14 protein-coding genes are annotated in these 10403 nt (G+C 65.0%); all 14 read right to left on the bottom strand.

What is annotated here, in order from left to right; translation table 11 throughout:
* Window positions 1-180 (bottom strand): hypothetical protein (locus tag HNR75_RS15215; protein ID WP_425506834.1); only part of this gene is annotated, 180 nt, incomplete at its 3' end.
* Window positions 177-776: a PFGI-1 class ICE element type IV pilus protein PilL2 gene (pilL2, locus tag HNR75_RS15210; protein ID WP_003098890.1), complete on the bottom strand. Its 600-nt coding sequence runs from the start codon at window positions 774-776 to the stop codon at window positions 177-179. The genes HNR75_RS15215 and pilL2, both read right to left, overlap by 4 nt.
* 138 nt (window positions 777-914) lie before the next feature.
* A complete protein-coding gene (locus HNR75_RS15205; RefSeq protein WP_003098893.1) occupies window positions 915-3194 on the bottom strand; it encodes a helicase-related protein in 2280 nt (759 codons plus the stop codon).
* A 136-nt stretch (window positions 3195-3330) separates the two neighbouring features.
* Complete coding sequence (locus tag HNR75_RS15200) at window positions 3331-3636, bottom strand: hypothetical protein (RefSeq protein ID WP_003098895.1); 306 nt, start codon at window positions 3634-3636, stop codon at window positions 3331-3333.
* An 89-nt stretch (window positions 3637-3725) separates the two neighbouring features.
* Complete coding sequence (locus HNR75_RS15195; RefSeq protein WP_003098896.1) at window positions 3726-4046, bottom strand: hypothetical protein; 321 nt, start codon at window positions 4044-4046, stop codon at window positions 3726-3728.
* 50 nt (window positions 4047-4096) lie between these two features.
* A complete protein-coding gene (locus HNR75_RS15190) occupies window positions 4097-5245 on the bottom strand; it encodes a DUF6094 domain-containing protein (RefSeq protein WP_221935893.1) in 1149 nt (382 codons plus the stop codon).
* A gap of 25 nt (window positions 5246-5270) precedes the next feature.
* Window positions 5271-5918 carry a hypothetical protein gene (locus HNR75_RS15185; protein WP_003120020.1) on the bottom strand — a complete coding sequence of 216 codons (648 nt, stop codon included), beginning with the start codon at window positions 5916-5918 and terminating at the stop codon, window positions 5271-5273.
* A 76-nt stretch (window positions 5919-5994) separates the two neighbouring features.
* On the bottom strand, window positions 5995-6255 hold the full coding sequence (locus HNR75_RS15180; RefSeq protein WP_003120021.1) for a hypothetical protein: 261 nt from the start codon (window positions 6253-6255) through the stop codon (window positions 5995-5997).
* 16 nt (window positions 6256-6271) lie between these two features.
* Window positions 6272-6679 (bottom strand): hypothetical protein, encoded by a 408-nt coding sequence (locus HNR75_RS15175; protein WP_003120022.1) that lies wholly within the window; start codon window positions 6677-6679, stop codon window positions 6272-6274.
* Window positions 6680-6785: 106 nt separating this feature from the next.
* Window positions 6786-7124, bottom strand: coding sequence for a hypothetical protein (locus HNR75_RS15170; protein WP_023656986.1), 339 nt, complete (start codon window positions 7122-7124; stop codon window positions 6786-6788).
* Between the two features lie 94 nt (window positions 7125-7218).
* Window positions 7219-7908: a DUF3275 family protein gene (locus tag HNR75_RS15165; RefSeq protein WP_188027807.1), complete on the bottom strand. Its 690-nt coding sequence runs from the start codon at window positions 7906-7908 to the stop codon at window positions 7219-7221.
* A gap of 93 nt (window positions 7909-8001) precedes the next feature.
* Window positions 8002-8829, bottom strand: coding sequence for a DUF932 domain-containing protein (locus HNR75_RS15160; protein ID WP_003120024.1), 828 nt, complete (start codon window positions 8827-8829; stop codon window positions 8002-8004).
* A 144-nt stretch (window positions 8830-8973) separates the two neighbouring features.
* Window positions 8974-9879 carry a DUF3577 domain-containing protein gene (locus HNR75_RS15155; protein ID WP_023656988.1) on the bottom strand — a complete coding sequence of 302 codons (906 nt, stop codon included), beginning with the start codon at window positions 9877-9879 and terminating at the stop codon, window positions 8974-8976.
* 262 nt (window positions 9880-10141) lie between these two features.
* The coding region (locus HNR75_RS15150; protein ID WP_343043290.1) for an XF1762 family protein at window positions 10142-10403 on the bottom strand (262 nt) is incomplete at its 5' end.

Genomic DNA, 10403 nt, shown 5'->3' with positions numbered 1-10403 from the left:
GCCAGTTGCCTGCGCTTCCAGGCGTTGCAGGCGGGAATCCAGCCGCTCCTGGTCGGCCTGGTCGCTGAGGGCCTGGTAGCCCAGGGCCGCCAAGACGCTGAGGAAGATCAACCAGAGCCACATCAGGCTCTGCACCACCACGGCGGCGGTCGATCGCTGGGCAGGTTGCGGGGCGTTCATGGCTGGCCTCCCGAAACCATGGGTGCCAGCGGGAACGTCTGCACCGCCTCGGTGGCGGGTGGCTCGGATGGGGACTCGGCGACCGCGCGATCGCCGGGCCGCTCGAAGCAGATTTGCCGTGCGCGGTCATCCGCGTGCAGTTCCCAGGCCGGGCCAGCCAGCGTGAGCAGCGCATCGCGCAAGGTCATGGGGCCGAGGTGCAGGTGTACCGCCGGCAACGGCAGCGCGTACAGCTCGATCACGGCATGCGCGGTCTGGCACAGGCCATAGCCGCTGCGTTTGAGCACGTGCCGAAGCCCATCCCCGACCGTGGCGCGGGCATCCTCGGGCATGGACACGTCGATGGTCTGCAACAACAGGTCGCGCTGCGCCGCCATGGGTGCCAGTTCGACCAGTGTGTAGCGGGCGTAGCGCACGACCGGGATGTACTCGGAAGCCTCGGGTTCAGGCGCGGCCAAGACTTCCGCGATGGTGTCGGGCGCGACCGGCGCAGTCGTCGTCGCGCAGCCACCGGCCAGCACCGACCACAGCAGGCCGAGAAATCCCGCCAGAAGGCGGCGTTCGGGATAGTGAAACCACGGTGGAGAGGGGCACATAGCTCGGCGTCCTGAAACATCCAGCCCTCACCATCGCCGCTCAGGCCGCGAGCGGCAGCAAACAATGCGAACCAGGCAGCGTCCGATTTACCGGGAGCGGCAAAAAAAACGGCCCCGAAGGGCCGTAAGTGGAACGTGTCATGCGGCGACAAGCTGCCGGGCCAGTGCGACCTCGACGGAATCACCGTCCTGGTTCAGGACATCGAGCCCGGATTCGGGCACGTCGCCCGAGGTGGACTGCGAGACCATGATCTTCTTGGCCATCAGCTCCAGGCAGGTCATCTGCGAGGAACCGGCGTAGCCGAGGTAGATCACACGCACGGGCTGCTTCTGCCCGATGCGCCAGGAGCGGCGTGCCGCCTGCTGGAGCGAGTACACGTTGTAGCCCGACTGCATGAACACGATCGTCGGGAACTCCAACAGGTCCAGCCCCGTCTTGACCAACTCGGGGTTGGTGATGAGCACGTCGATGCCACGGTCCAGTTGCTCGGCGATCCAGTCTTCGCGGCGGCTGGCATCCACGCTCGCGCGCAGCACCGCCACCTTGAAGCCTTCCTGCTCCAGCAACACCTTCAGGCGCGACGTGGTGTCGCGCGTGCCGGTATAGACCGTGTAGGCCAGGACCTTGCGGCCCTGCGCCTTCTCCTCTTTGCAGATGTCGATCAGCTCACGCTCCTTGGGGCTGATCTCGAACTCGTTGAACTGAGCCGGGACAAACGCCAAGGTGTTGCGCGTGCGCGGATGCACCACGGTCTCCGACCGGAAGCAGCAATCCGGCCAGGCCAGCAGCACGTTGAGGACCACACCCAGCAAGGTCGTATCGCGTCGCGCCAGAGCCTGTTTCAGCTCGGCGGTCAGCCGACCCGCCAGATCGCGGTAGGCCGCGGCTTGCGCCGTGTCCATCGCGACTTCACGGAACTCCTCGTCATACGGCGGCAGGACGTTGCCGCCGATGTCCTTGAGCTTGAGGAAGATCGTGAATGGCAGGATGCAGCGCAAGACGCCCTTGGGGCCGAAGCCCGGGGCCTTGACCGTGCGCACCGATACCTTGGTGCCCTTGGCCGTCTTGTGCGCCGTGCCGGTGCTCTCGGAGTAGATGTCCTTCAACACCCCGTGATCGCGCATGAACGCCATCGCAGCCGAGGTCATGCTGCCGCTCGTGGTCGGGCGGTAGCCGTCTTCGATCATCCGCCCCGGAAGGGCTCGGAACAGCAGGTGAAAAAGATCATCACCGTAGCCGCCCATCAGCGTGCCAGTCAGCAGCAAGGTCTTGCGAGCCTTCGCCGCCAGCACGCCCATGGCCTGGCCCTGGGCACTGCCCCCGTTCTTGTACTCATGCGCTTCATCAGCGATGAGCAGGTCGAACGTACCTTGCGGCAAGTACCTCTTGATGAACTCCGAGGGTTGATAACCGCCCTCGCCAAAGCCGAACTCCATGTTGGCCATCGCACGTTCCATGCGCGTGGCTTGACGGTCGGAAAACACCAGCTCGCCGTTGCCATCCATGAGGTTGATGAACTCGTGGATGTTGTCGCCCAGCATCGAGGCCAGGAAGCCGTCACCGAACTTCTGCATCAGCTTCTGCGCAGTGACTTCCCCGATGGTCGGGATGCGCTTCAGGGCTTTGAGGACGGCCGAGGACTGGTCGCTGCCGGACAGGCTGCGCGGGCGGATCAGCGTCCACAGGGGCGCAGCGCAATGGCTGCACTTCCTGCGGTACTCCTCGGCTTCGAGCGCGACCGGGTTGACCGGCTCGCCGTCGAGGTCGGTGATGACCGTGCCGCAGTCCGGGCAGGCCGCCACGTCGCCGTGGCGGGTGCGCCGCTGGGTGAAGACGGGCTTCCAGTGGAAACCCATCCGCATCCTGACGCGCCCCAGGACGAAGAACTCCTGGCCCGTGGGCTGCACGCCCAACTGCTCACGCAGCTTGAGGAGCTTGACGAGCGTATCCGGCCCATTGAGCACCCATACCTTGGCGCCGGCCACCGTCTCCTGGATCTCCCGCCGCCACTTGTAAACCAAGTGCGGTGGCGACAGGACCAGAGTGCGGCGGTAGCCTTCGGCGTTGAGCACGGCGGCCGCGGCGATGCCAACGGTCGTCTTACCACAGCCCATCTCGCCATTGACGATCGCGGCGCGTTCGCCACGGTCGATCAGCAGCTCGGCGGCGGCGTGGACGACTTCGGCCTGGGCCGGGAACAGCTTGCGTTTGAGGCTGGCGACGATGAGCTGCCGGTGCGCCTGCGGTTGGCCGGTATAGACAGGCGGGTTGGCGCTGTTGAGGGCGTCGAGCAGTTCGTCGCCGAACTCGCCGACGAAATCCTGAAGGCTCAGGGTCAGAGGGGATGATTCCGCGTCGAGCAGTTCGCCCTGTACGGGCGCGGCGTCAGCGGCAGTGGTTTCGAGATCGAAGGACATTGTGATGCTCCAATGAAAAATGGGGCATGCACCACCCCCAGCGGGGCAATGGCATGCCCCGTGGTGGGAAGGAAATCGGCGCGCGGCCGAAGGTGGTTGAAGATGCTGGCCTGAGTGGCCTGCGGGTGAACCGTGCTCAGTCTTCGGACGGCAGCACGATGGCAGTGACGCTGCGCCCCGCATCGGTGATGATGCGAATGGCGAGTCCCGGGTGGATCACATAGTGCGATTCCAGCGACGCGCCCGATTGAAGTGCAACGCCGTTGGCGTGCCATTGGCAGACGTTGACGTCACCCCAGTCGCCACGGGTGTGGCGCCTGAAGTACGGAATCGGGTCCAGGCGACCCGCGCGGACAAGGCGATCAATGCCTCGGCTGAAGATGAGCGCCCCGATGGGGAACGCCAGCCTCTGGCAGTAGGTTTCGATGCGATGCGATGCCATGGGCTCCTCCTTGAAAGGCTATTGAGCCACGACACCCCTGGCGGAGTGAAGTGGCTCCGTCAAGTGGATGGGATGACGAGGCGGCGCCTTCAGATCAGGTCGCGCTCTTCGGGAAGCTGGACCACCGTGGTCTGGTGGTCTTCGCTGGTCTTCACGAGCAACACCAGTTCCGGCGTGATCCGGTACTGGGAGATCATCAGGTTGTCCTGTTGGATTGCGACGTCGTTGGCTTGGCGGGTGGCCTCATCGATCTCGCCCCAGTCCCCGCGCACATGGCGCTGGACATAGGCCAAGGGGTCGATCAGGCCTCGCCGAGCCAGCCAATGCACCTTCTCGCTCAACTTCAACGTACTCGGTGCGAACAAGGGTTGCTTGCGCGGCGCAGGCCGCTTGAATGGATTGGGGAACATGGTGTTTCTCCTTCGAGGTGGTACAGCAGGACGGCAGCGCGTCCGGTGGATCAGCGGATGGTCAACACCTCGCCCCGTGTCGGGGAGCCAGGCGTCATGTCCCACGCGCGGATGACAGGCACGAACTTGTCGGTGAGGATGCGTGTCTCGGCGATGGAGCCGTCTTCGCGTTCGGTGAATTCCCGCTGGAGCGTCTTGTCCTTGTGGGTGTCACCTTTGACGACGAGCACGCGCCCCGTCTGGGAGCGCACGACGCCGGAGATCGCGCCCGCGGCCAGAGCCAGGGCGAGATGCCAGTGGGACAAGGCCCGCGCCGGTGGACGCAGCGACTGCTGCGCGGTCCCCAAGTGCGTGTCCAGCGACGGCCAAAGGCCTTGCAGCCGGCCAACCTCGTCGGCGAACTGTTCGGGCTCCATCGTCACGCGGAAGAAATGCTCCGGCTCGGCCGGACTGGCGGGGACGATGTACGGCAGGAACGGCCATTCGCTCGGCAGTTCCTCGGCTTCGACTTCGCCAAGCCCAACCTGCAGCAGCAGATTGCGCACGGCCTTGACGCCATCGGGTGCCAGCTCCCGCTGACGGACCCGGCGGCCGAAGATCACCACCTGCTTGAACTGCGTTTCCACCGCTCGGTAGATACGCAGATCGGTGTAGTGGCGCGTCAACCAGCCGACCAGCTCCGCGTCGAGCACGTAGCCGGGGACGATGAAGACCAGCACGCCGCTGTATTGCAACAGCGACAGCGAACGCTGATAGAACAGCTTTTCGAGGCGGGCACGGCCCTGGCCCTGATAGCCGATGTTGCCGTTGACGTCCTTGGACAGGTCGCCATACGGTGGATTCAGCCACAGTAGTCCGAAGGACTGCTTGGAGATCATCGTGTCCATCAGGTCCGCGTGCAGGCAGTGATCGACCAGGCCGCGGGCATGGCGCGCCCGCTCGGCGTCGAATTCGACGGCGAACGCCTTGGCCTGTTCGCGCCCGAGGGCATGAGAGGCTTCGGCGATTGCCACGCCTTCACCGGCGCAGGGATCGAGGATGCACATCGGCCCGTCGCTGGGCATCAGTGCGTTGAGGGCTCTTTCGAGCGTGGGTTCGTCGGTCGGGTAGTACCCATTTTTGGCGAAATTGCGGGCGAGCCGCGGGAACATGAGAGCCATGGAAGTCTCCTGGTTGGCGGGGATGAATGACGGAAGCACGCCAAGGCGTGCCTCCGAGGGTGGGTCAAGCCGCCACCGCTTCCGGCGTCCAAATCTTGGCCGGATAGGGATAGGCGGTGAGCGCGTCACTGCGGATCAGGGAGCCCAGCGCCAAGCTCAGCGCCGGCACGTCGATGGCGAGCCGATGGCCTTCCAGCGGCCCGAGGGCGGACGGAAGGCGGGCCAGCATCTCGCGGCTTTGCAGCAGTTCCAGCACGGTCTCGCGCCAGTGGTCGAGCAGCGGCAACGGGCAGGTGTCCCGCACCAGCATCCACAGGCGGTCAAGCCGGTGGGCGCTGTCACGTGGCAGCAGTGCCAATGCGCTGGCGTTGGCCTTGTCGGGCTTGACGCAGCGCCGGTCGAACAGCCACACGTTGGACAGCGAACCGAACAGCGTTCGCCGGTAGGCGCGCGTGATGCGCTTTTCCAGGCGATCGACGTTGCCGATGAATACCGGGACGCTGCCGCCCTGGTCGGTGATGACGTGGAACTGGTCCAGTCCCTGCTCGTCGCGCCCGAGGGTCAGGCGTGCAAGGAACTGCTGGACGGCGGTGTCCCGCGCCCAGATGGACAGGAAGATCAGGTTGCCCTGGTCATCGCCGACGCAGGCGTCGGCCATCACGTCCGGGCATTCGTCGATGCGGTACAGCGTGGAAGAAGTGTTTGCGGGCATGGTGGTGTCCTCGGATGAACGGGAACAGCACCGCCCGCTGGGGCAAGTACTGCCCCAGGGGGTGGAAGAAAACCGCTCAGTCCGGCTCGAACTGTCGGGTGTGCGGATTGAAGTGAAGCGCCTCGTCCACCGCGGTGATCGGCGTGAAGCCGTCCAGGTAGATGTTGTTGAGGTACTGGTCGCGGTAGGTCAGCGCCTGCCGTGCCTGCTCCTCGGTGAGGCCGTTGTCGATGAAGTACCCCAGCATTTCCTCGTCGGAGGAAACTTCGTCGTTGGACAAACTGCCTTCAACGAGCTTCAACAGCGAGAGCGGGAGTGCAGCCAGGATCGGGTCCATGTCGGTTCCTCCTGGCTCAGGCCAACAGCGCCGCGGCGGGTGCCGTGACAGCCGTGGGTGTGCGCCGCCGTGCGTGGTAGGCGCGAACGCCTGCACGCCAGTCGGCGGACTGCTCCGGTGCGAGGTCCAGATAGGACAGCGGGCACGAGTAATAGTACGGATGCATGGACTCTTCCAGCGGTTTATAGCCCCACTGGTTGCCGCTGCGCTCAAGCAGATCGCAGCGGATGTAGCGCAGGGACTGGCCCGGCGCGAGATCACGATGCACACCTTCGACCTTGGCGGTCAGTTCGACCACGGACCACAGCACGTTGCCGCGCAATGCGTGAGCGATAACCTTCGCGCTGACGCGCTCGGTCTGCTGTGGTGCGATCAGTTCCGTGATCAGTTCAGACCGCGATTGGGGAGAGAAATACCAGCCCATGAGAGGCCTCCTCGAAAAGTTGAGCTGGAGGCCTCCCCGTGGGGAAGAACCCCCAGTGGGTGATGGAATGCCGCAGGTGCAGCGAAGGAAAACCTATGCCTTACCCTTAGTCCCAGTCGTCATCGTCGCGATCACAACCGGCCGGGCAGCAGCTGAACTCGATCCCATGCGAGCAATAGCCATGCTCCGCATTCCAGTCCTGGGTTTCCTGCCGTTCGGCCGGTGTTGCGTAGTCCCATTCCTGTGCGATCTTCAGCGCCTGTGCGCGCTGTTCTTCGGGCAATCGACCGAGTTGCGCGTCGATCGCCGAACTGAAGCGTTCGACGTAGTAGTCGTGAGACAGTCCGCAACCCTTGGTGGCTTGTGCGGCTGCCGTCTCGCAGAGAGCCCGCCACGCGGGTTCATCCAGCGCGGAGCGGGGGATATCGCAAGCGATGGTGGACATGATGAAGACCTCCAGAAGATGGTCAGGGCCTCCCCCGCATGGGGAAGGAACCCCGGCGGGTGGATGAAGAACACCGCGCATGCGGCGTCTGCGATCACGCGGGTTGTGGTTCGACCTGACGGCTCCACTCCTGCGTCTTGAAGTCCAGCGCGTAGCCCAGCTCGCCCAGGCGGGCGATCTGCGCGCGCAGGGTGCGGCGGTCGATGGTCGAATCCAGTTTCACGGACTCGCCCAGCGGCCACAGCAGGCCGAACATTGCAGTGTCACCGTCGTCGGTACTGCCAAGGGCAGAAGCCGCAGCAGGTGGCGGCGCATCCACGCCAAAGGGCGTGGTATCGACCATCGGGTCCGCGGACGCCTGCACGGGTGCGGGCTTGGCGGGCCTGGACGCTTTGGTGGGCTTGGCCGGCGTTGCCGCAGGCTGCGCCCCTTGCTCTTCATCGAGCGGATCGACGTCCTGGGTGGCGAAGCTGCGGGCTTCGTCGCGGCTGAGTTTGTCGATGCCGTTGAGCGTCATGCCGTCGAGGCTGGCACGGATCTCGAACCGCATGCCGCCGCCGACCGGATAGGACTTCGGGAAGATGTACCTGATGATGAATTCCCCGTCGTACTTGCCTTCGGGGTACTGCTCCAGCTCCGGGTCTTTGACCTCGAAAGTACCGAGGTGCGTGGCGAGGCGGCCAACCGTGAACGGGCCGTTCTTGCCGCGGATGGTACGCAGCGTGAGCTGGCCGGGGACGACGATGGGCGCAACCGATTTCTCGGAAGCCGATGGGGTTGCCATGATGGTTCTCCTGATGATGAATGACGGGCCGCCGACGGCACCCGGTGGATGAGAGGAATGGCCTCGCCCGAGGTGGGCGAGGTCCGCGTGGCATCACGCCTTGAGCTGGCGCATGCCTTCGGCCAGCAGCCACAACGCCCGGTTCAGGCGCAGGTTCTGGTCGATGCCTTGCACCGGACGGGTGCGCTGATTGCGGCCGTTGGCCTTGCGTCCGTTCAGGCCTCCTTTGACGAGGTTCTCCTGGACGCGGTTGAAGACGGCCCACAGGTCGTTCTTGCGGTCGTCCCATCGCCGGGGTGCCAGCAGTTGGCTCTCCGTGACAGGCGTGGACTTGGCTGGATCGTCGTACTTGAGTGCGAGCGCGGAGTTTGCAAAGACCTCCGCTTCGCCCTCATCGAGGTTGATGGTGCGCATCGCATCGCGCGCGTTCTGCACGCGCTCGAAGCCTTCGAGGACTCCGTAGGCACCTTCGATCACCTGGCTGGCCACGTCGCCCTTGTGGGGAACGCGGATGTCGGCGGTGGTGTCACCGCAAACCAGGCCGTTGTGGCAGACGAACCGGAACATGCCGGCGAGCATCTGATAGCTGCTCGTGCCGTCGTGGCTGTTGAGCAGGATGATCTCGTTCGCCTCGTCGCCGTTGATCTGGCTCGCATGGCGAAGTCGGATGAGGTGCTTCGTGTACTCGCGCCGGTCTTCGTTGCGCACGCGTGTCTGGCACACCATGAAGGGCTCGAAGCCCTCCTGGCGCAGCTTGGTCAGCACGGTCGAGGTCGGTATGTAGGCATATCGATCGGACCGACTCCCATGCGGAGCGTCGGCGAAGATCGACGGAACGACGGCACGAATGCGGTCGTCCGAGAGTGGACGATCGGAGCGCAGGATCGGGGATTGCGGAGCAAAACGGGATGCCAGAGACATGGCTGATCTCCTTTGAGAAATGCGACAACCGCGCGGCGGTGAGACCACGCGGAACTCGGGGGATGAAATGCGCAAGCGCGCGTCATGGGGACGCGGCGGATGCGGGAAGAGAAGCGACAAGGCCCCGTGAGGGGCCATGCCGTATCAGAACGAAGCAGCCAATGCCGGCTCCTGCTCTTCGACTTGCGCCTCGGGCTCGCGCTCGGCGGGCTCGGTGGCCGTGTCGATGGCGTCGTCGGCTTCGGACGCGGATGCGTCTTCGGCCGGCGGCGCCTCGGGTTGCGCCTGGCTCGTCGGATAGACCTGGGTGCCGTCGATCTTGATGAGACCGATGTGGACCAGCGTCGATTCCAGGCTTGCGGCCGGCTCCCCGGCGTGCTCACCCTTGGTGCGGATGTACGGATCGATCTTCATGTCGTTCAGACGGAAGGCGATCAGCACCTTGCGGTCACCCTCGATGGCCTGAACGCACCGGCGAACCAGGTGCTCGGCTTCCGGGGTGGCGACGATGGTGTCGAAGTACCGATACTCCGGTTCATCGACAGGCCCTGCCAGTGCCGCGACGGTGCAAGAGAGGAACGAGTCGCCAGCCTTTGGGGTGACGTCCTTCACACGATTGAGATAGCCGATGCCGCGGGTGATCAGCTCGTGCTGCTCGATCGAAGCCAGTTCGGCCCGGTCGATCAGTTCGGCCTTGAGCAGTCGCGCCTTGAGGGACGCGGCGGCCTGACCCTTCTGCTCACCCTTGTCGCGGATGTACGCATCGCCCCACAGGTCACCGAGGCGAAAGCGCACCAGCGGGCGCTGCTTGGGATCGTCAACGCCGATGTAGCGCTGAACGAGCTTCTTGGCCTCGGCACCCGAGACCTTGACGTCGAAGTAGCGGTAGCTGGGGTCCCGGGCGGGGCCGACCAGCGCGGCGATGGTGCAAGCCAGGAACGGCTGCGCACGGCGGCCGCCCCGGACGGGCACTTCACGGACACGCTGGACGTAGCCGATGCCCGAGGCGTGGAGGTCGAAATACGATTTCTCGTTGGACGTGGTGTTCATGGTGAATCTCCATTGGGATGAAGCGGAGACACACCGGCCCACGCATGCGGGGAAGGTGCGTAACCCCGCGGTGGGTTGATAAGGCGAAAGCATCCGCCACCAGAGGCTGGTGGCCGCTCGCGGATGGATGCGGTGCGAGCTGGCTCGGTCACGCAGTGGGAACTGCACCGCAACCTCGAAGACCGATGGTTGCCTGGCATGTCGCTGACAACGTCAGCAGGCATGGGGTCAGCATGGCCGGGCCTCGCGCGCGCGGCAGCAATCAATCGGCATCCGGGTGCTTCCCTTTGTCCGCGCCGCCCGGCGCCTGCCACAGGCATTTGGGGCGGCGCAGGTGCTCGGGGGTATCGGCGAGGGGGCGGCTGGGACGGCTCCAGGCGCCGCCGCCGCGCAGGCTGGCGCCGCCTTCGTCGGGTAAGGTGTAGGTGATCAGGCGGATGTAGCCCAGCGACTTTGCCGCCTGCCAGGCCGCGCCGTATAGCTTGCTGCAGGCGTTGGGTGTGCCGTCGGTGCACAGCCGTGTG

The organism is Tolumonas osonensis (assembly GCF_014202415.1).
In the GTDB taxonomy this organism is placed as follows: domain Bacteria; phylum Pseudomonadota; class Gammaproteobacteria; order Enterobacterales; family Aeromonadaceae; genus Tolumonas; species Tolumonas osonensis.
Note: the sequence above shows the minus strand (reverse complement) of the source record. Positions and strands in the feature narration are given on the sequence as shown.